The sequence below is a fragment of the Breoghania sp. L-A4 genome (assembly GCF_003432385.1).
GTDB lineage: Bacteria > Pseudomonadota > Alphaproteobacteria > Rhizobiales > Stappiaceae > Breoghania.
In genome coordinates, this window is record NZ_CP031841.1 from 2,044,265 (window position 1) to 2,063,087 (window position 18,823).

At 65.8% G+C, this 18,823-nt stretch carries 18 protein-coding genes; 12 read left to right on the forward strand and 6 right to left on the reverse strand.

Translation table 11 applies throughout. The features are described 5' to 3' along the window. Positions 1 to 201: 201 nt before the first annotated feature. The 5 genes from D1F64_RS09485 to D1F64_RS09505 form a co-directional block, all read right to left on the reverse strand. Positions 202 to 948, reverse strand: coding sequence for an arginyltransferase (locus tag D1F64_RS09485; RefSeq protein ID WP_117412245.1), 747 nt, complete (start codon positions 946 to 948; stop codon positions 202 to 204). A 29-nt stretch (positions 949 to 977) separates the two neighbouring features. Beyond that, positions 978 to 2,813: an SLC13 family permease gene (locus D1F64_RS09490; protein WP_117412246.1), complete on the reverse strand. Its 1,836-nt coding sequence runs from the start codon at positions 2,811 to 2,813 to the stop codon at positions 978 to 980. A 77-nt stretch (positions 2,814 to 2,890) separates the two neighbouring features. Further along, a complete protein-coding gene (locus D1F64_RS09495) occupies positions 2,891 to 3,385 on the reverse strand; it encodes an RDD family protein (protein ID WP_117414524.1) in 495 nt (164 codons plus the stop codon). A 103-nt stretch (positions 3,386 to 3,488) separates the two neighbouring features. Beyond that, a complete protein-coding gene (locus tag D1F64_RS09500) occupies positions 3,489 to 4,715 on the reverse strand; it encodes a threonine ammonia-lyase (RefSeq protein WP_117412247.1) in 1,227 nt (408 codons plus the stop codon). 284 nt (positions 4,716 to 4,999) lie between these two features. Beyond that, positions 5,000 to 5,620, reverse strand: coding sequence for a LysE family translocator (locus D1F64_RS09505; RefSeq protein ID WP_117412248.1), 621 nt, complete (start codon positions 5,618 to 5,620; stop codon positions 5,000 to 5,002). Between the two features lie 72 nt (positions 5,621 to 5,692). Between D1F64_RS09505 and D1F64_RS09510 the strand changes: the two genes are divergently transcribed. Next, positions 5,693 to 6,928, forward strand: a complete 1,236-nt coding sequence (locus D1F64_RS09510) for a PLP-dependent aminotransferase family protein (protein WP_117412249.1) — start codon at positions 5,693 to 5,695, stop codon at positions 6,926 to 6,928. Next, positions 6,925 to 7,086 carry a hypothetical protein gene (locus D1F64_RS23260; RefSeq protein ID WP_162901448.1) on the forward strand — a complete coding sequence of 54 codons (162 nt, stop codon included), beginning with the start codon at positions 6,925 to 6,927 and terminating at the stop codon, positions 7,084 to 7,086. The genes D1F64_RS09510 and D1F64_RS23260 overlap by 4 nt, the downstream gene beginning before the upstream one ends. A 358-nt stretch (positions 7,087 to 7,444) precedes the next feature. Here the strand turns inward: D1F64_RS23260 and hemB are convergent, their stop codons facing one another. Next, a complete protein-coding gene (gene hemB / locus D1F64_RS09515; RefSeq protein ID WP_211200339.1) occupies positions 7,445 to 8,437 on the reverse strand; it encodes a porphobilinogen synthase in 993 nt (330 codons plus the stop codon). Positions 8,438 to 8,724: 287 nt separating this feature from the next. Between hemB and D1F64_RS09520 the strand changes: the two genes are divergently transcribed. The 10 genes from D1F64_RS09520 to ribD all read left to right on the forward strand — a co-directional run bounded on the left by D1F64_RS09520 (position 8,725) and on the right by ribD (position 18,819). Next, complete coding sequence (locus D1F64_RS09520) at positions 8,725 to 9,864, forward strand: isobutyryl-CoA dehydrogenase (RefSeq protein WP_117412251.1); 1,140 nt, start codon at positions 8,725 to 8,727, stop codon at positions 9,862 to 9,864. 152 nt (positions 9,865 to 10,016) lie between these two features. Continuing rightward, entirely contained in the window at positions 10,017 to 11,123 is a 1,107-nt protein-coding gene (locus D1F64_RS09525; protein WP_117412252.1) for an enoyl-CoA hydratase/isomerase family protein, read from the forward strand. 37 nt (positions 11,124 to 11,160) lie between these two features. Next, positions 11,161 to 11,571, forward strand: coding sequence for a DUF6163 family protein (locus D1F64_RS09530; RefSeq protein WP_117412253.1), 411 nt, complete (start codon positions 11,161 to 11,163; stop codon positions 11,569 to 11,571). 50 nt (positions 11,572 to 11,621) lie between these two features. Beyond that, positions 11,622 to 12,563, forward strand: a complete 942-nt coding sequence (mmsB, locus tag D1F64_RS09535) for a 3-hydroxyisobutyrate dehydrogenase (protein WP_117412254.1) — start codon at positions 11,622 to 11,624, stop codon at positions 12,561 to 12,563. Positions 12,564 to 12,736: 173 nt separating this feature from the next. After that, positions 12,737 to 13,249, forward strand: coding sequence for a MarR family winged helix-turn-helix transcriptional regulator (locus tag D1F64_RS09540; protein WP_117412255.1), 513 nt, complete (start codon positions 12,737 to 12,739; stop codon positions 13,247 to 13,249). Between the two features lie 795 nt (positions 13,250 to 14,044). Continuing rightward, complete coding sequence (locus D1F64_RS09545) at positions 14,045 to 15,337, forward strand: L,D-transpeptidase family protein (protein ID WP_117414525.1); 1,293 nt, start codon at positions 14,045 to 14,047, stop codon at positions 15,335 to 15,337. A gap of 32 nt (positions 15,338 to 15,369) precedes the next feature. After that, positions 15,370 to 15,576: a serine hydroxymethyltransferase gene (locus tag D1F64_RS09550; RefSeq protein ID WP_117412256.1), complete on the forward strand. Its 207-nt coding sequence runs from the start codon at positions 15,370 to 15,372 to the stop codon at positions 15,574 to 15,576. Positions 15,577 to 15,811: 235 nt separating this feature from the next. Next, a complete protein-coding gene (gene glyA, locus D1F64_RS09555; RefSeq protein ID WP_117412257.1) occupies positions 15,812 to 17,125 on the forward strand; it encodes a serine hydroxymethyltransferase in 1,314 nt (437 codons plus the stop codon). Positions 17,126 to 17,134: 9 nt separating this feature from the next. Next, on the forward strand, positions 17,135 to 17,644 hold the full coding sequence (gene nrdR / locus D1F64_RS09560) for a transcriptional regulator NrdR (RefSeq protein ID WP_117412258.1): 510 nt from the start codon (positions 17,135 to 17,137) through the stop codon (positions 17,642 to 17,644). Then, the gene (ribD, locus tag D1F64_RS09565; RefSeq protein WP_248304699.1) at positions 17,641 to 18,819 is read left to right on the forward strand and encodes a bifunctional diaminohydroxyphosphoribosylaminopyrimidine deaminase/5-amino-6-(5-phosphoribosylamino)uracil reductase RibD; all 1,179 of its coding nucleotides are present in this window, start codon (positions 17,641 to 17,643) and stop codon (positions 18,817 to 18,819) included. The genes nrdR and ribD overlap by 4 nt, the downstream gene beginning before the upstream one ends. Positions 18,820 to 18,823: the final 4 nt, after the last annotated feature.

The window sequence follows — 18,823 nt, forward strand, 5'->3', positions numbered from 1 at the left end:
GCGAAGGGCATATCGCGGATATGGCCGAGACGGCCTCGCCGATAATCGGGAAAATTCATCCCGCCCAAAGGGTTGGTCGAAACCGGCCGTCCGCCGCGTCAACGGCCTCCGCCGTAGCATGGGCTACGCCGTTCGCCCGTTTCCTCGCGGATCGAACCGGTGTGGACCAACAGAATTGATTCCATTTAACAAGGAAACGCTCTAGTCGAACCGCGTCCAGCCCTGGCTGCCGAGATATTCCTGCGGCTGGAAGCGGGTCTTGTAGTCCATCTTGCGCGAGCCGCTGACCCAATAGCCGAGATAGACATACGGCAGGCCCATGCGGCGGGCGCGCTCGATATGGTCGAGGATCAGGAAGGTGCCGATCGACATCTTTGTGAAATCGGGATCGAAGAACGAATAGACCATCGACAGCCCGTCGGAGAGCACGTCGGTCAGCGCCGCGGCGACGAGTTTGCCCGACCGGGCCCGGTCCAGGCCGGAGCCTTCCAGCCGCTCGCGATATTCCACCACGATCGTGTTCACGTGGGTGTCCTCGATCATCAGCGCATAGTCGAGAAGCCCCATGTCGGCCATGCCGCCGGCCGCGTGGCGGGCGTCGAGATAGAGCCGGAACAGATCGTACTGCTCACCCGAGGGCGCGGCCGGCAGCTGCTCGCCGACCAGCGAGCGGCCCAGTTTCAGCGCCCGCCGGAAGGATTTCGTCCATTTGAACTGATCCACGAGAATGCGCACCGAGGTGCAGGCGTGGCAGTCCTCGCAGGCCGGACGGTAGGCGATGTTCTGGCTGCGCCGGAAGCCGCCATGGGTCAGCACGTCGTTCAGGGCCGGAGCGTGCTCGCCGACGAGATGCGTGAACACCTTGCGCTCATGCTTGCCTTCCAGATAGGGGCAGGGTGCGGGGGCGGTCAGGTAGAATTGAGGGTTGTCGGTTACGGCGCGTGTCATCGCATCTGTCTCGCACGCAAGGTATCATCTCAGAAGGAATAGTACCACGGCGCGAGCAATGTGAAAGAGAGCCAGATAATCAGCACCAGCGGCGTGCCGGCGCGCAGGAAATCGCTGAAGCGGTAATGCCCCGGTCCCATGACGATCAGGTTGGTCTGATAGCCGATCGGGGTCGCGAAGGAACTGTTGGCGGCAAAGATCAGGCAGACGATGAAGGCCTCCGGATCGACGCCGGTGCGCGCGGCGATGCCGGCGGCGATCGGCGTGAACAGCACGGCGGTGGCGTTGTTCGACAGCACGTTGGTCAGCACCGCGATCAGCAGGAACAGCGCCGACAGGATGACCCGGGGCGACTGTCCCTCCATGGCGTTGACAAGCGCCTCCGCCACGGCCTCCGCTCCGCCGGTGGCCTCGAGCGCCGTGGCGGCGGCCAGCGAGGCGCCGATCAGCATGAAGATGCGGCTGTCGATGGCGCGCAGCGCCTGGCGCACGTTCAGGCAGCCCATCATCAGCATCGCGAAGGCGCCCGCCAGCGCCGCTGTGGCGATTGGCAGCACACCGGTTGCCGCGCAGGCCACCACCAGCATGAAGATCGTCAGCGCCCGCGGCGCATACTGGCGTTGCGGCACCTCGGCCGCCGACCAGTCGAGCAGCAGCACGTCGTGGTTGCCGCGCAGCGATTCAATGTCGCCGCGCGTTCCCGCGAGCAGCAGCACGTCGCCGGCCTCGAGTCGGATGTCGGTCATGGCCATGCGCGGCATCCGCGAGCGCCGTTGCAGCCCCAGCACCACGCAACCGGTTTCCGCCCGCAGGCTCGCCTGCGCCGTGGTGCGGCCGATCAGCCGCGAGCCGGGCGCCACCACGGCCTCCGCCAGGGTCGCCGCGCCCTCGCTTGCCGGCTGCTTGTCCTCGCTGGGCTGCTGCTCCACGCCCTCCGAGCCGATGATCGCGTGCCGTCCCGACAGCGCCCGTGTCAGCGCCGAGCGGGTGGCGGCGACGATCACCGTGTCGCCGGGCTCCAGCACGAGGTTGTCGAAGGGCGGCAGGAAGGGTTTCTCGCCACGTTGCACCAGACGGACGGTCATGTCCTTCAGGCTGGGGAACATGCCGGCGACCGACGTCGTTCCCACCAGCGGATGGTCGTAGCTGATGGCGATCTGCGCGATGAACTGCTTGCCGCCCGCGCCTGTCTGCAACTCGTCCGCCATCGTGCGCCGCGGCTTCAACAGACGCGGCATGACGAAGACGATGTAGACAACGCCGATCAGCGCCAGCACCGTCCCCAGCGGCGTGAAGGTGAAGAATTTCAGCGTGACGTCGGTGCTGCGCCGGGCGACATCGGCCACCAGCAGGTTGGTGGACGAGCCGATCAGCGTCGTCATGCCGCCCAGGATCGTGATGAACGACAGCGGCATCAGCACCTTGGTCGCCGATGTTCCCTGAGCGCTCGCAAGCGCCACCAGAACGGGCAGGAACATCACCACCACAGGCGTGTTGTTGAGAAACGCGCTGATGGCTCCGACGACCAGCAACAGCGGTGTTGTCGCGCCGATGCGGCTGCCGCGGAACATCCGCATCAGCAGCTGCGCGGGCTTGTCCAGCGCATCCGTCTGGAACAGCGCCTGGCCGATGGTCAAGAGCGCCATCACGGTGATCAGCGCGGGATTGGCGAAACCGGCAAGGAACTGGGTGGGACCGAGCGGGCCTGTGGGGGTCTGGAGCGGCAGGATCGTGAAAATCAGAATGAGCGCGACCACGGAGCCGAGAGCCACCGCCTCGATCCGGAACCGCTCCATCGCGTAGAGCACGATGGTGCCGGCGATCACGATGAACGTGAGCGCCATTTGGAGACCAACTACCGTCATGCACTGCCCGCGTTATCGCGTTTCATCAACACTGTTGGCACCAACCAATCACCCGAGCGGTAACCGGTTCTTGCCCGTCACGCAAGCGGCCCATTCGCCGGTGTGTTGATGACGAGCGTACCGAGGATGATATCGTGCAGAAGACGTTTGCGGTCGGAAAACAGCGACACGAGCAGCACAAAAGGTGTGATCACGCTGACGGAAATCCAGAACAGCACCAGATGCACCGCCGCCAGCAGCGGATACATCCGTCCGCCGTGCCACAGCCGCATCTCAAGCCCCATGGCGCGCATGCCCGGGGTGGCCGATGCCGGGCCGCCCAGCGTGAAGGCGGTGTACAGCAGCGCCACGCCCTGCCACAGGAACGCATAGGCGAGCCAGCCGAGACCCAGGGTGAAGATGCCGACAAAGAAGATGACGACGGCCGCGACGCAGGTGAGCAGGATGATGGCGATGGTGTCGATGAAAAACGCGAAGATCCGCTTGGTGCGCAGCCCGTCGAACAGCTCGGGCTGGCTGAGCGGATCGAAGGCCTGTGCCCGCGGTGCGTCGTTGTCGTGAGCCTGCGCCATGTCGGTCCGCGCGATATCCTGCGTCATCGTAATGATCCCTGAAATGCAATGAACAGGTGGTGAGCGGGGACGCCCCTGTCAATATGACGCAGCCCGTGGGCTCTCACCGGCCGGAGGTCTCCGCCACCTTGAGCCAGTCCACCTTGAAGCCGCGGGTGCGCAGCATCTCGATGATCTGCCGCGCGTGATCCGAGTCGCGGGTCTCCATGGTGACGTCGAGCGAGGCGCCCTTGGCCGGCACGTCGAGAAACAGCCGGTGGTGCGAGACATCGAGGATATTGCCGTCGAGATCGCCGATCAGCGTCGAGATGTCGCCCAGCACGCCCGGCCGGTCGGGGATCTCCATGCGGATGGTCACCATCCGTCCCTCGCGCGCCAGCTCGCGGGTGATGATGGAGGCGAGCAGCCGCGGGTCGATGTTGCCGCCGCTGAGCACCAGGGTCACGCGCCGTCCCCTGAACCGGTCGGGATGCGTGAGCAGGGCGGCGAGGCCCGCCGCGCCGGCTCCCTCCGCCACCGTCTTCTGCAGCTCCAGGAAGGCATTGACCGCGGTCTCGATGGAGGCCTCGGGCAGCAGGATGATCTCGTCGACGACCTTGGCCACAATCTCGCGCGTCAGCGTTCCCGCCGTCGCCACGGCGATTCCCTCGGCCAGCGTGTTGCCGGCGCAGGGCGCCTGCGCGCCGTGAAGCGCGTTGTGCATCGAGGGGTAGAAGGCGGTCTCCGCGCCGATGATCTCGATTTCGGGCTTGAGCGCCTTGGCCGCGATGCCGACGCCCGAGATCAGGCCGCCGCCGCCCACCGGCACGACGATGATCTCCGTGTCCGGCGCGTCCGCGAGAATCTCCAGCGCGATGGTGCCCTGGCCGCGGATGATGTCCGGATCGTCGAAGGGATGCACGAACACCAGGTTTTTGGCGTCCGCGATGCGATACGCCTCCGCTTGCGCCTCCGCGACGCTTTCGCCCGCCAGCACCACCTGCGCGCCATAGGCCCGGGTGGCGGCCGTCTTCACGTGCGGCGTCGTCGTCGGCATGACGATGGTCGCCGGGATGCCCAGCCGTGTCGCGTGGCAGGCCAGCGCCTGGGCGTGGTTGCCGGCCGACATGGCGATGACGCCGCGCGCGCGCTCCTCGGCGCTGAGCGTCAGCAGTTTCGTCAGCGCGCCGCGTTCCTTGAAGGCGTTGGTGCGCTGCTGGTTCTCGAACTTCACCCAGACATCCGCGCCGGTCAGGATGGACAGGCGCGGCGCCGGCAGCAGCGGTGTGCGCACGACCTCGCCTTCGATGGCGGCGGCGGCGTCCTGGATGGTGGCGAGCGTGATCTGCATGGGGGGCCTGCGCGGCGTTGCGGTGGCGCCGATGTGCCACCAAGCACCACACTAATGCAAGCGCGCGCCGCAGCGTCCTGCGTACAAGCCCTTACGGGATTCCTCCAGGAACGGCGACCAAGCCTCTGAAGCGACTCGTCTTTCGGCCTTTGTTGACTCAGAACCTCAGGCGCTTGAATCAGTTTGCCAGCGGCCTGAATCAATATGACAGGTCGTTGAATCACGTCGTGAGCCGATTGAGTCAACGGGCGTCGTCATATCCGCAAAAATGCGGAGCTTGCCGCTCACGCCATTTGCAGGCTGACCGCGGTGCTCACGAGCATCAGCGCCGCCAGCGTGCCGTTGACGATCCGGAAGCGCAGCGGACTGTTGGCGAGGCGGGCGAGAATCCTGCCGCCGGCGATCCAGCCGAAATTGACCGCGCCGCCGAGGCAGAAGAACGTGATGGCGATGGTCGTCGCGTCCGCGACATAGCGCTCGGGGGAGACGAACTGCGAGATGGCGGCGATCTGCATCGCGTAGGCCTTGGGGTTGAGCGGGTGCACCCAGAAGCCGCGCAGGAAGCCCGGCGCTCGGCTGTCTGCAGGCATGGGCGCATCCACCGGCCGCGGTGACGCCATCGCGATCGTCCAGGCGAGATAGACGATGTATCCCAGGCAGGCGACGCGCAACGCGTTCCACAGCCACGGCAGACCGGTGACGATGGCGAGCAGCCCGGCCACGGCCAGCACGTAGATCATCGAGAATCCGAACAGCGTCCCCAGCCAAAACGGCACCGTGCGGCGCACTCCATAGGTGCTGCCGTAGGCGAGAAACGCCACATTGGCCGGACCCGGCGTGCCGGTCAGCGCGATGATGTACAGACACAGCAGGAGGTACTGATCGAGAGACATGATGGCAGGCATGGGGCCGCTCCTTTGGCATGGCCCGCATGATTGAAGGTGACAGATACGTGATACAATCGTTATATTGTTCTAATGACAATATTCTCCGATCTCCGGGGCGACGCGGGCGGCGACACGCCCATCGGCGCCCGCCAGCTTGAAGCCTTCCTGCGCGACCGCATCGCCTCCGGCGTCCTGCCGGAGGGCACGCGGCTGCCGCCGGTGCGCGAGGCGGCCTGGCAGCTCAACTGCGCGCCGGGCACGGTGTCGCGCGCCTATCAGGCGCTCACCGTCTCGGGCCTGACGCACGGCGTTGTCGGCCGTGGCACCTTCGTGGGCGAGGGGCCGCGGCTGCTGACGATGCCGTTCAAGCCGTCCGATCCGGCCCGCGTGATCGATATGGCGGTGAACTGTTTCCTGATGGAGCCGGCGGGTGATTTCCTGCGCGAGGGTCTGGAGGCGGCGGGCGCGCGGGCGGCTGCGGGCACGACACCGCTCGACTATGTCGGGGAAATGGGCGCGGCCGGCGACCGCGAGGCGGCCTTGCCCTATCTCGCCCGCTGGCGTCACGACATAACCCCGGACACGGTCTGCATTCTCAACGGTGTGCAGTCGGCGCTGTCGGCGGCCTTCGGTTCGCTGGTGCGGCCGGGCACGGGCATCGCCTGCGATCAGGTTACCTATCCGGGCATGTTGAGTGCCGCGGCGCTCAACGGCGTGAAACTGCTGCCCGTGACCATGGACGGACAGGGGATGTGCCCGGACGCGCTGGACGCCTGCTGCCGCGCCAATGCGGTCTCGCTCGTGGTGCTCATGCCGAGCGTGCAGAATCCCACCGGCCGGCCGATGCCGGTCAAACGCCGCGAGGCCATCGCCGAGGTCGCGGCGCGCCACGCGTTGACGATCGTCGAGGACGAGATATACGGCTTTCTCAGCGCGGATTCGGGATCGAGTTTCTCGGCTCTCCTTCCGGAGCAGACGTTGCTGGTCACCGGCATGTCGAAATGCATCGCTCCGGCGATGCGCATTGGATACGCGGCGGGGCCGGGGCGTCTGGTGCGCCGGGTCGCCGGCGCGCACAACGCCATGCAGATGATGGCCTCGGCCCTTCTGTCCGGCATCGCCAGCCAGGTGATCCGCAACGGGGCGCTGGACCGGCGCATCGAGGCGATCCGGCGCGGCGTGCGCCAGCGCGCGGAGTACGTTTCGAAAACGCTTCCCGGCCTTGCCGAACCGGATCTGCAGGGCGGGCTGGCGTGGCTGACGCTGCCCGGTGGCTGGCGGGGGATGCCTTTTGCGCGGAGGCCGAGGCGCTGGGCGTGCGGGTGAGCAGCGGACACGTCTTTTCCGCCGAACGCACGCTGGCGCCCAACGCGGTGCGCATCAGCTTCGTCTCCGTCGAAGGCGATGCGCGGTTCCGGCAAGGCATCGACACGCTGGCCGAACTCGTCGCCCGGCCCTATGCCGGCGGCGCCATGGCGCCGTAGCCGGCATGCGGCCCGATTGACTCAGTGACACGTCCATGGCGACGGCGCTCGAGATCGGTATGATCTCGATGACAAGGTTCATACCCCCGCGATCGTCGTCCTCGGCCTTGTGCCGAGGATCCATGTTTTCAAGGACTTATGAATGGTCGGGACGAGCCCGACCATGACGAGGGAGGGGGCTTCTCGGCTCTGTCATCAGTCTCACAGCGGCTTCGCCGTTATGAATCAACCGTGCCTTTCGCGCTCCGCCCCAAGCCCCTGGCGCGACTCGCTTTTCCGTGCGGCTTGAATCACCGTCTCAGGCCGTTGAACCAGCGCTGTTGAATCGACGCGTGAAGTCTCCGTCGCGGGCCGGCCGTCATCCCTTCTTCAGGATCTCAGCCACGCGCGGCGCGAAATAGGTGAGCACGCCGTCGGCGCCCGCGCGCTTGAAGGCCATCAGGCTTTCCAGCATGGCGCGTTCGCCGTCCAGCCAGCCGTTCTGGGCGGCGGCCATGATCATCGCGTATTCGCCCGACACCTGGTAGGCGTAGGTCGGCACCGCGAAGGTGTCCTTCACGCGGCGCACGATGTCGAGATAGGGCATGCCCGGCTTGACCATGATCATGTCCGCCCCCTCGGCCAGATCCAGCTCCACCTCGATGATCGCCTCATCCGTGTTGGCCGGGTCCATCTGATAGGTGCGCTTGTCGCCGACCAGCGTCGCATTGGTGCCCACCGCGTCGCGGAACGGGCCGTAGAAGGCGGAGGCGTATTTCGCCGCATACGACATGATCTGAAGGTCGGTGAAGCCGTTGTCGTCCAGCGCCGCGCGGATCGCGCCGATGCGCCCGTCCATCATGTCCGAGGGCGCGATCACGTCGGCGCCGGCGTCCGCCTGGATCAGCGACTGGCGCACGAGCTGGGCCACCGTTTCGTCATTGAGAATCGTCTCGCCGTCCATCAGCCCGTCGTGGCCGTGGCTGGTGTAGGGGTCCAGCGCCACGTCCGTGACCAGCCCCACGTTGGGCACGGCCTTCTTGATGGCGCGGCAGGCGCGGCAGACGAGATTGTCGGCGTTCAGCGCCTCCGAGCCTGTCGCGTCGCGCAAGGCGGGATCGGTGTAGGGAAACAGCGCGATCGCCGGGATGCCGAGGCTTGCTGCCTTTTCCGCATCACGCACCGCCTCGTCGACCGACAGCCGCTCGACGCCGGGCATGGAGGCGACGGGCTGGCGCACGCCGCTCCCCGCCACGATGAAGATCGGCCAGATGAGATCGTCGACCGTCAGAACGTTCTCGCGCACCAGCCGCCGTGACCAGTCCGCGCGCCGGTTGCGGCGCATCCGCCGTCCGCCGAGAATCGACGCCATGTCCGGGTCGGCGGGCGCGCGAAGGCTCTTGCGCGGGTCAACGTTCATCGTCTGGCTCCATGTGCTTGGCGAGACGCCGCCTTTCGGCGGCTTGTCGGACGTTTGTCGCACCTGCGTCCGCTTCTGTATGATTTGTCGGCCAGCATTAGCATACAGCACAAGACACACCAATCGCATAGGACCGGCGTTTGCCGGGTGCGATTGACGCAGGGCGCGCGCGCCGATATCCCGGATGAACGGGACTGTGCGCGATCACGACGCATGGCCTTGCGGGAGGAACCGGGCGGATGGAATTCGATCTCACCGAGGAACAGCGCGCTTTCCAGGACATGGCCGCGTCCTTCGCGACCGAGGAGATGGAGCCGTATGCGCGCGACTGGGACGAGAACGCCACCTTTCCGGTGGAAACCCTGCGCAAGGCGGCGGCGCTGGGTTTTGGCGGCATTTATGTGCGCGACGATGTCGGCGGCTCGGACCTGACGCGGCTGGACGCGGCGATCATCTTCGAGGAACTCGCCAAGGGCTGCACCTCGACCGCCGCCTATATCTCCATCCACAACATGGCGTCGTGGATGATCGATACCTACGGCAACGACGAGCAGCGCGCGAAATGGCTGCCCGATCTGTGCTCCATGAACACCTTTGCCAGCTATTGCCTGACCGAGCCGGGCTCGGGGTCGGACGCGGCCGCCCTGCGCACCCGCGCCACACGCAACGGCGACGACTATGTGCTCAACGGCTCCAAGGCGTTCATCTCCGGCGGCGGCGTGGCGGACGTCTATGTCTGCATGGTGCGCACGGGCGACGAGACGCCTTCCGGCATTTCCTGCATCGTGGTGGAAAAGGACACGCCGGGCCTGTCGTTTGGCGCGCAGGAGCAGAAGCTCGGCTGGAAGAGCCAGCCCACCGCCCAGGTGAATTTCTCCGAGTGCCGCGTGCCGGCGGCGAATCTGATCGGCGCGGAGGGGCAGGGCTTCCGCATCGCCATGGCGGGGCTCGACGGTGGGCGGCTCAACATCGGCGCCTGTTCCCTGGGCGCGGCGCAGACCTGCCTGGAGCGCGCCATCGCCTACATGAAGGAGCGCAAGCAGTTCGGCCAGGCGCTTGCCGAATTCCAGGCGCTGCAGTTCCGCGTCGCCGACATGGCGACCGAGCTCGAGGCCGCGCGGCTGCTGCTGCACAAGGCGGCGTCGCACGTCGACGCCAAGACCCACGACGCCACCCGCCTTGCCGCCATGGCCAAGCGGCTGGCCACCGATGTCGGCTTCACGGTGGTCAACGAGGCGTTGCAGCTGCACGGCGGCTATGGCTATCTGCGCGACTATCCCATCGAGCGCTATCTGCGCGACGTCCGCGTGCACCAGATTCTCGAGGGCACCAACGAGATCATGCGCCTGATCATCGCGCGAGAGCTGTTCCGGCAGTAGGTCAAGCGTCCCTTGCGACACATCTGTTGTGCGCGAGGCCGGCAGCTTCCGCGCGTCAACCGCCTTGGCAAGGTCCCGGATAGACTTTATCTCTTGGAGCAACCGATTGCGGGCCTCCTCCCGCGCGCCTCCCGAAAGATCGCCGGACAACCATGACCCATGAGACGAATGACGCCAGCGATGGCGCGGTGTTTGACGATGTGCTGTTTGACGTGCGCGGCCGGGCGGGGTTCGTCACGCTGAACCGGCCCAAGGCGCTGAACGCGCTGAATCACGCCATGGTGCGGGCGATCATCACGCAGCTCGACGCCTGGGACGATGACCCCAGCGTCGCCCATGTGGTGATCGAGGCGGCAGGCGATCGCGCCTTTTGCGCCGGCGGCGATATCCGTGTGATCTATGAACAGGGGCGGGGGCACGGCGCGCCGGGGAATCCCGCGCAGCTCGAATTCTTCGCCGACGAATACCGCCTCAACGCCCGCTTGAAACATTATCCCAAGCCCACCGTGGCGCTGATCGACGGCATCGTCATGGGCGGCGGCGTCGGCCTGTCGGTACATGGCACCCATCGTGTCGGCGGCGCGCGCACCACCTTCGCCATGCCGGAGGTCGGCATCGGCTTCTTCCCCGACGTCGGCGCCACCTATGTGCTGCCGCGCATGCCGCGTCAGACCGGCATCTATTGCGCGCTCACCGGCGGCCGGCTGAAGCAGGCCGACGCGCTGTGGGCGGGCATCCTGACCCACGCCGTCCCGTCCGAGCGCTTCGCCGCGATCGCACTGGCGCTGGAGCAGGCCACCGACATCGTCGCCGTTCTCGACGGCTTCCACGAACAGCCGCCGGCGGACGCCAAGGCCGAGCCGCTGGCCGATCTGGCGCCGGACATCGAACGGATCTTTTCCGGCCCCGATGTCGCCGCGATTCTCGCCGGTCTCGACGCGGAGAGCGGCGCGCATGCCGAGTGGGCGGCAAGGACGGCGGCGGCCATCCGCCGCCAGTCGCCCACCAGCGTGTGCGTCGTCTTCGCACAGATGCGCCGCGGCGCGAAGCTGGACTTTGACGACGCCATGCGATTGGAGTTCCGCATCGTCTCGCATATTCTCAAGGGACACGACTTCTATGAGGGCGTGCGCGCGGTGATCATCGACAAGGACGGCGCGCCGCAGTGGAGGCCCGCCAGGCTTGAGGATGTCGCCGCGGTTGATGTCGAGACCCATTTCGTGCGACCGCAGGACGGCGATCTGGTTCTGACGGCCTGAGCCGATCGCCCGAACACTTCGAAGACCGGACCTGATCATGATCGTGGCACTGCAAGACGTCTTACGGAACCGCCCGTCGTGGCGCGAGCTTTTCGTGTGGTACCTGCGCGCGCTGGCCATCCTGCTGATCGGCGCGGGGCTCATCCACTGGGCGCGCATTATAGGCTACACGCCTTGGCGCGGGGTCTTCTTCGCCGACATGCAGGTCGAGTGGCAGGTGGCCACCGTCTATTTCGGCGTGCTGGATCTGGTCGCCGCCGTGGGCCTGTGGCTGACCGCGAGCTGGGGGCCGGTGATGTGGCTGCTGCGCACCCTGTCGCAGGTCGCCATGCACACGGTCTTCGCCGACATCTTCGCTCACCGGCCCTACGAGATTTCCTTCTACCTGATCACCATCCTGATCTATCTGGGGCTGTTGGTGCTGATGGAACGCGAAAATCGCCGCTAGCGCCCCGTGCGCGGAGACGGTCGCCGGGGAGGGCGGCCGGCGCGGAGCGCATGCGGCGCAACCAATATCAAGAAGCACGGGAGGAGCGCATGGCGCGCATTGGTTTTATCGGACTGGGCAACATGGGCGGGCCGATGGCCGCCAACCTGGCGGCGGCGGGTCACGAGGTCACCGGTCTTGATCTGAGCATGGAAGCCGTCAAGCGGCTGGAGGCGGCGGGTGGCGCCGGCGCGGACAGCATCGCCGAGACGGTTGCCTTCGCCGACGTCGTGGTCACCATGCTCCCCGCGGGCGCGCATGTGCGCGAGGTCTATACCGGCGATGACGGCATTCTGACTCATGCGCGTCCCGGGACGGTGCTGATCGACAGCTCCACCATCGACGTCGACAGCGCCCGCGTCGTGGCGGACGCGGCGCAGGCCGCGGGAATGGCGATGGTCGATGCGCCGGTCTCCGGTGGTGTCGGCGGCGCGCAGGCCGGCACTCTGACCTTCATGGTCGGCGGCCCGGAGGAGGCCTTCGCCAAGGCCAGGCCCTATCTCGAGATCATGGGCAAGACGATCGTGCACGCGGGCGGCGCGGGCAACGGCCAGGCGGCGAAGATCTGCAACAATATGATCCTCGGCATTTCGATGATCGGCGTCTCGGAAGCCTTCGTGCTGGCCGAGAAGCTTGGTCTCGATCATCAGAAGCTGTTCGATATCGCCTCCACCGCCTCCGGCCAGTGCTGGTCGATGACCAGCTATTGCCCGGTCCCCGGCCCGGTGCCCGCCTCGCCGGCCAACCGCGACTATCAGCCCGGCTTCGCCGCGGCCATGATGCTCAAGGACCTCAAGCTGGCGCAGGACGCCGCGCGCAGCGTGGACGCCTCCACGCCGCTCGGCGCGGAAGCCTCCGCGCTCTATTCACTGTTTTGTAACGCTGGCAACGAAGGAATGGATTTTTCTGGCATCATAAAATACCTGCGCGGCAAGGTCGCCGATCAAGGTTGATGCGCAATGTGCGAAAGTCTGCCGTTTTGAGCCGCATTTCGCTAAAAGCCGCGTTCCTCCCTTAACAGAAGATTCATCTTGCCTCTTAAGCGGATCTTAGATTGCACCGCCTAATGTCGGTCTCAGGCGGAAAGAATATCTGCCAAAGCACAGGACAAAAGAGGCGCAATCAGATGATCACGGCAAAAAGGGCAGTCGAGGTCCTGGCGCAGGATGAGGATGAAGTGGCGCTGAAGCCGCTTTACCTTGAAGCGCTAACCCTCGTTGAGCGATTGCATCGTCGATTACTTGATGTGATCAAGGATGAGTTTGACCGGATGGGCCGTTCGGACGTCAACAGCGTGCAGGCGTTGTTGCTGTTCAACATCGGTGACAGCGTGTTGACGGCCGGAGAGCTGCGTACACGTGGTTACTATCTCGGTTCGAACGTCTCCTACAATTTGAAGAAACTGGTCGACACCGGTTTTATCAATCATGAGCGGTCGCGGGTCGACCGCCGGTCGGTACGCGTCAGCCTGACCGAGCAGGGTCTGGCCGTCGCAGGGATCGTCAACGATCTCTATGAGCGCCACATCCTGTCGGTCGCCCAGGTTGGCGAAATCGATGCGGATGAGTTCAAGCAGCTCAACCAGTCGCTGCGGCGCCTCGAGCGCTTCTGGACCGACCAGATCCTGTATCGTCTCTAGGGGCAAGACCCAGGGCGGACGTGGACGCATCGCAACGTCGCGGATAGCAAGAGAAAAATGGCTGGGGCAAACCACAGCCGATCCCCAAGCGCCGCCCGCAACACGGGCGGCGCTTTGCGTTTGTGTCGCCGCCGCTATCTCGGTATCGGAGCCCTTTGCGACACGAGATCGCCTTAATGCGGTGAGATGCAGGGTCGTCCCGCTCCTTCCGGCGGGATGATGCCAGTCACCCGGTGCCCGATGGCGCCGCATCAATCGGACGTCCGGGCGTTTGGCGACCGCGCGCCGCGCGGGTCGATCGTGTGCTGCGGCCTGCGGACCGAGGTGCGGATCCTGCGTCACACTGGCGTGAGATGATCGGTGAGCAGGCGCGTCTTTTATTGCCTCGCCCGCCGCATGATGGTAGTGGATAGGCAGTTTCGGGAAATCGTCTTCCATGGCGGCTAGACTGTACGTGGATTCAAGTAGTTAGCGTTGCGATTCAAGCAGATCGGACATGTCCGTTTGTCTCGTTTCGTCTGGTTGTCCAGACCAAGGCGCCCGCAATACGCGGACGTCCCGTCTGGCAGGGTGATGACAGGAGCCGTTTTGGGCCCGATTGGCCGCGAAGCGTCCGGTCGTCACAGTGACTGATCAGCGTGTGCGCCGGTGCGATCATCGGCGCGCGGTCGCGTTGATCGCTCTCACGGCGCCGAAGCAGGTCGTTTGCGTATCCACGCAAGGGCTTCGGACCGGGAACCGCTTTCAGGAGTGAGCGCTGTGGAATTCTGCAAGGCCGGCTTGATCGGCGCCAAAATGGTTCGGATTGCTCGTGCGGGCGCCAAGGTGGCGGTGATCGCACAGGCGACGCTGTTCGGCGCGGTTGCGATGCTGCCGCTCTCCGCGAACGCTCAATCGCCGCTCCAGGTGCTGCAGCAGCACCAGAAGCGCGAGGAGTGGAAGTCGCGTCTCGACGAGACCATCAAGGGGCTCGATGCCTTCAAGTCGGACCAGCCGACGCTTTCCGCCGATACCGTGGCGTATCTTGAGCGCTCGATCGAGAAATACCGCGCCATCGTCGCCAACGGCGGCTGGGCGGCTGTCCCCAATCCCCCGCAGAAGTTGCGCATGGGCGCGCGCAGCCAGATCGTCGTCGCCCTTCGCCAGCGGCTCATGACGTCGGGCGACATGGACGCCAACCTCAGTCTGTCCCCCAGCTTCGATTCCGATGTGGACGAGGGCGTGCGCCGCTTTCAGGTGCGTCACGGTTTGACGCCGGACGGCATTCTTGACCGCGGCACCCTGGGCGCGCTCAACGTGCCGGCCATTGTCCGCCTGCGCCAGCTCGAAACCAACATCGTGCGGGTGCGCGCCATGTCCGGCTTCCTCGGCGAGCGCTACGTGATGGTCAACATTCCGGCCGCCGAGATCGAGGCCGTGGACAATGGCGTCGTGCGTTCGCGCCATACCGCGGTTGTCGGCAAGATCGACCGCCAGACGCCGATTCTCGCCAGCAAGATCTATGAGTTGAACTTCAACCCGTATTGGACCGTGCCCGTCAGCATCATCCGCAAGGACCTGATCCCGAAGATGAGTGAGGATCCGGAGTATCTGGCGCGCAACAAGATCCGGATTTACGACTGGAACAACAACGAGCTGGATTCGACCCAGATCGACTGGAACACGGATGACGCCACCAAGCTTCAGTTCCGTCAGGACCCGGGCGAGGAAAATTCGCTTGGTTCGGTGCGCATCAATTTTCACAACCAGCACCAGGTCTATCTGCACGACACGCCGTCCAAGAGCCTGTTCACCAAGGATTACCGTTTCGATTCCTCGGGTTGCGTGCGGGTTCAGAACGTCCGCGACCTGGTCACATGGCTGCTGGAATCCACGACGCCCGACTGGTCGCGCGCCCGTGTTGATCAGACGATCGCCTCCGGCGAGCGGCTGGACGTGAAGCTGGACGACGGCATTCCGCTGTATCTGACCTATGTCACCGCCTGGAGCAGTCCCAATGGTGTGGTGCATTTCCGCGAGGACATCTACAATCGCGATGGTCTCGGCGGCAGCATGCCGGAGGACGGCCCGGTCGTGGTCCTGCAATAGCGGGCGGCTCCGGGCAAATCGGGGGTGGCGGCATGAGCGGACGCGACGGAACGTCACATTCGGGTGAGGTCTACCTCGAATTCCAGCAGATCGGGCGGCAGATAAAGGTCATCGCGATCTGCGCCACCACGGGCGTCGAGGTCAGCGTTTTCGGGCCCGCATCGGTGCCGCGCTCCGATTTGCAGCGCATCGCCGTGCGCAAACTGCAGCGCCGCATTCAGATGCAGTCCGGCGCTTGAAAATCCCCGCTCCGGGGTGAGGACTCAGCGACAATTCTCTGGTATACCACGGCGGGATCCACCGCCGGAGCACCGCCTCCGGTGGCGGCGCTGTGCTGTTGCTGCACGACATCGTGCATGCCGAAGGCGCTTGGATCGCCAGATCTTGTATGGTATTGGCCACGATTACCCGTGGTATACGCAGTTCGACGATGGTCGGACCGCTTTTTTCAGCGGATGGGAAGGACCTCTCTCTATGTCGATGACAGACAGTTCGCTCGGCGCGCCGATCAGCCCTGATTTTTTCGCCCGCTCGCTCGCCGAAGCGGATCCCGAGGTGGCCGCCTCGATCGCCTCGGAGCTGTCGCGTCAGCGGCATGAGATCGAGTTGATCGCCTCGGAGAACATCGTCTCGCGCGCCGTTCTCGAGGCGCAGGGCTCGATCATGACCAACAAGTATGCCGAGGGCTATCCGGGCCGTCGCTATTATGGCGGTTGCGAGTTTGTCGACGTCGCGGAAAACCTCGCCATCGAGCGCGTCACGAAGCTGTTCGGCTGCGCCTTCGCCAATGTGCAGCCCAATTCCGGCAGCCAGGCCAACCAGTCGGTGCTGCTGGCGCTGTCCAAGCCGGGCGACACGATTCTCGGCATGAGCCTGGACGCCGGCGGTCACCTGACCCACGGCGCAAGGCCGAACCTGTCTGGCAAGTGGTTCAACGCCGTGCAGTACGGTCTCAATGTGGAAACCGGCCTGATCGACTACGACCAGCTCGAAGCCCTGGCGCGCGAGCACAAGCCCGCGGTGATCATCGCCGGCGGCTCGGCCTATTCGCGCGTCATCGACTTCGCGAAGTTCCGCGCGATCGCCGATGAAGTCGGCGCCTATCTGCATGTCGACATGGCGCATTTCGCCGGTCTCGTGGCGGCCGGCGTGCACCCGAGCCCGTTCCCGCACGCCCATGTGGTCACCTCGACGACCCACAAGACCCTGCGCGGTCCGCGCGGCGGTCTCGTGCTGACCAACGACGAGACGATCGCCAAGAAGATCAATTCGGCGGTGTTCCCGGGCCTGCAGGGCGGTCCGCTCATGCATGTGATCGCCGGCAAGGCGGTGGCCTTCGGCGAGGCGCTGCGCCCGGACTTCAAGGTCTATGCGAAGGCGGTTGCCGAGAACGCCAAGGTCCTGGCGCAGACGCTGGTGGAAGGCGGTCTCGACATCGTCTCCGGCGGCACCGACACCCATCTGATGCTGGTCGATCTGCGTCCCAAGGAACTGACGGGCAAGTCGGCCGAGGCCTCGCTGGGTCGCGCCAACATCACCTGCAACAAGAATGGCGTTCCCAACGATCCGCAGAAGCCGACGATCACCTCGGGCATCCGTCTCGGCACCCCGGCCGCCACGACGCGCGGCTTTGGCGCGGCGGAATTCCGCGAAGTCGGGCTGCTGATCACCGAAGTGCTGGACGGCCTGAAGACGGCCAACAGCGAAGACGCCAATCAGGCGGTGGAAGCCGCGGTGCGCGCCAAGGTGGTGGCGCTGACCAGCCGCTTCCCGATCTACGAAAGCTAGGCCAAACCCATGCGGTGCCCCTATTGCGGCGGCGAGGAAACCCAGGTCAAGGACTCGCGTCCGACCGAGGACAACACGGCGATCCGCCGTCGCCGCATCTGCTCGACCTGCGGCGGCCGCTTTACGACGTTCGAACGCGTGCAACTGCGCGAACTGACGGTCGTCAAGCGGACGGGGCGCCGGGTTCCCTTCGATCGTGACAAGCTGATGGAATCGGTCCAGATCGCGCTGCGCAAGCGGCCGGTCGAGCCCGAGCGCATCGATCGCATGGTCTCCGGCATCGTGCGTCAGCTCGAAAGCTCCGGCGAGAGCGATATCGCCTCGGAGTTCATCGGCACATTGGTGATGGACGGGCTCAAGACGCTTGACGACGTCGCCTATGTCCGCTTCGCCTCGGTCTACCGCAATTTCCGGGAGGCCAAGGATTTCGAGGCGCTGCTGGACGAGTTGAGCGGCGGCGAACTGGAGCCCGCGGCATCGGCCCCGGGAGACCCGCCGCCGGAGCGCGAGGACCTGTGATCCCGGCGGGCGCCTCAACCCTGATCGCGCCGCAGACGGCCAATCGCCCGGATGCCGGCGCCATTGCGCCTGAAGACGCGCGCTTCATGCGCGCGGCGCTCGCCATCGGCCGCCGCACTCGCGGTCTCACCTGGCCCAATCCCGCCGTCGGCGCCGTGATCGTGCGCGAGATCGATGGCCAGCCGGTCATCGTCGGCCGCGGCGCGACAGCCCCGAGCGGCCGCCCTCATGCCGAGATCCTCGCCCTGCGTCAGGCGGGCGATGCGGCGAAAGGGGCCACGGCCTATGTCACCCTCGAGCCCTGCGCCCACTGGGGCCGCAGCGGGCCTTGCGCGGTGGCGCTGGCCGAGCACGGCGTGCGCCGGGTGGTGGTGGGCGCCTCCGACATCAATCCCCGCGTCAAGGACAAGGGCGTCGAAATCCTGCGCGCCGCGGGCGTCGAGGTGGTGATGGGCGTGCTCGCGCGCGAATGCCATGACGCCCATATCGGCCACTTCCGCCGCTTCGCCGAACGCCGCCCGCAGGTCCAGCTCAAGCTGGCGATCTCGCGCGACGGCTTCATCGGCCGCCGGGAAGGCAGCCAGATCCACATCACGGGCCCGGAAATCCAGCGCTTCGTGCACGTCATGCGCGCCGAGGCCGACGGCATTCTGGTGGGCCTGGGCACCGTACTCAACGACGATCCGGATCTCACCTGCCGCCTGGAGGGCATGGAGGACCGCTCGCCGATCCGCTTCGTGCTCGACAGCACCGCGCGCCTGCCATTGGGCTCGAATCTGGTGCGCACGGCGCGCGAGGTGCCCGTCAAGCTGATCACAACGCCCGCGGCCCCCATCGAGCGCACATCGGCGCTGATGGCCGCCGGCGTCGAGATCATCACGGTCGCCGAGGACGAGCACGGCCGGGTGCAGGTGCCCGCCGCGCTCGGGGCGCTGGCGCATCGCGGCATCACCCGGCTGATGGTCGAGGGCGGGGGAGCGACTGCGGGCAGCTTCGTGGCCGCCGGTCTCGTCGACGAGGCCTATCTCTCCTTCGGACCGGTGGATATCGGCGAGGGCGGCGTGCCGCCGCTGGGACCCGTGCCGCTGGAAACCCTGACCAAGGATCCCCATTTCGAGCTGCGCGACCAATGCGTTCTCGGCCAGGACCGGCTGATCCATCTGTGGAGACCGTGATCTG

Bases quoted from the DNA above. Each gene is read 5' to 3' on its own strand.
- D1F64_RS09500 (WP_117412247.1), bottom strand. From the start codon at position 4,715: ATGCAGATCACGCTCGCCACCATCCAGGACGCCGCCGCCGCCATCGAA.
- D1F64_RS09495 (WP_117414524.1), bottom strand. From the start codon at position 3,385: ATGGCGCAGGCTCACGACAACGACGCACCGCGGGCACAGGCCTTCGAT.
- D1F64_RS09525 (WP_117412252.1), top strand. From the start codon at position 10,017: ATGACCCATGAGACGAATGACGCCAGCGATGGCGCGGTGTTTGACGAT.
- glyA (WP_117412257.1), top strand. From the start codon at position 15,812: ATGTCGATGACAGACAGTTCGCTCGGCGCGCCGATCAGCCCTGATTTT.
- D1F64_RS09505 (WP_117412248.1), bottom strand. From the start codon at position 5,620: ATGCCTGCCATCATGTCTCTCGATCAGTACCTCCTGCTGTGTCTGTAC.
- D1F64_RS09540 (WP_117412255.1), top strand. From the start codon at position 12,737: ATGATCACGGCAAAAAGGGCAGTCGAGGTCCTGGCGCAGGATGAGGAT.
- nrdR (WP_117412258.1), top strand. From the start codon at position 17,135: ATGCGGTGCCCCTATTGCGGCGGCGAGGAAACCCAGGTCAAGGACTCG.
- hemB (WP_211200339.1), bottom strand. From the start codon at position 8,437: ATGGCGTCGATTCTCGGCGGACGGCGGATGCGCCGCAACCGGCGCGCG.
- D1F64_RS09530 (WP_117412253.1), top strand. From the start codon at position 11,161: ATGATCGTGGCACTGCAAGACGTCTTACGGAACCGCCCGTCGTGGCGC.
- D1F64_RS09520 (WP_117412251.1), top strand. From the start codon at position 8,725: ATGGAATTCGATCTCACCGAGGAACAGCGCGCTTTCCAGGACATGGCC.
- D1F64_RS09550 (WP_117412256.1), top strand. From the start codon at position 15,370: ATGAGCGGACGCGACGGAACGTCACATTCGGGTGAGGTCTACCTCGAA.
- D1F64_RS09485 (WP_117412245.1), bottom strand. From the start codon at position 948: ATGACACGCGCCGTAACCGACAACCCTCAATTCTACCTGACCGCCCCC.
- mmsB (WP_117412254.1), top strand. From the start codon at position 11,622: ATGCGGCGCAACCAATATCAAGAAGCACGGGAGGAGCGCATGGCGCGC.
- D1F64_RS09490 (WP_117412246.1), bottom strand. From the start codon at position 2,813: ATGACGGTAGTTGGTCTCCAAATGGCGCTCACGTTCATCGTGATCGCC.
- D1F64_RS09510 (WP_117412249.1), top strand. From the start codon at position 5,693: ATGACAATATTCTCCGATCTCCGGGGCGACGCGGGCGGCGACACGCCC.
- D1F64_RS09545 (WP_117414525.1), top strand. From the start codon at position 14,045: ATGGTTCGGATTGCTCGTGCGGGCGCCAAGGTGGCGGTGATCGCACAG.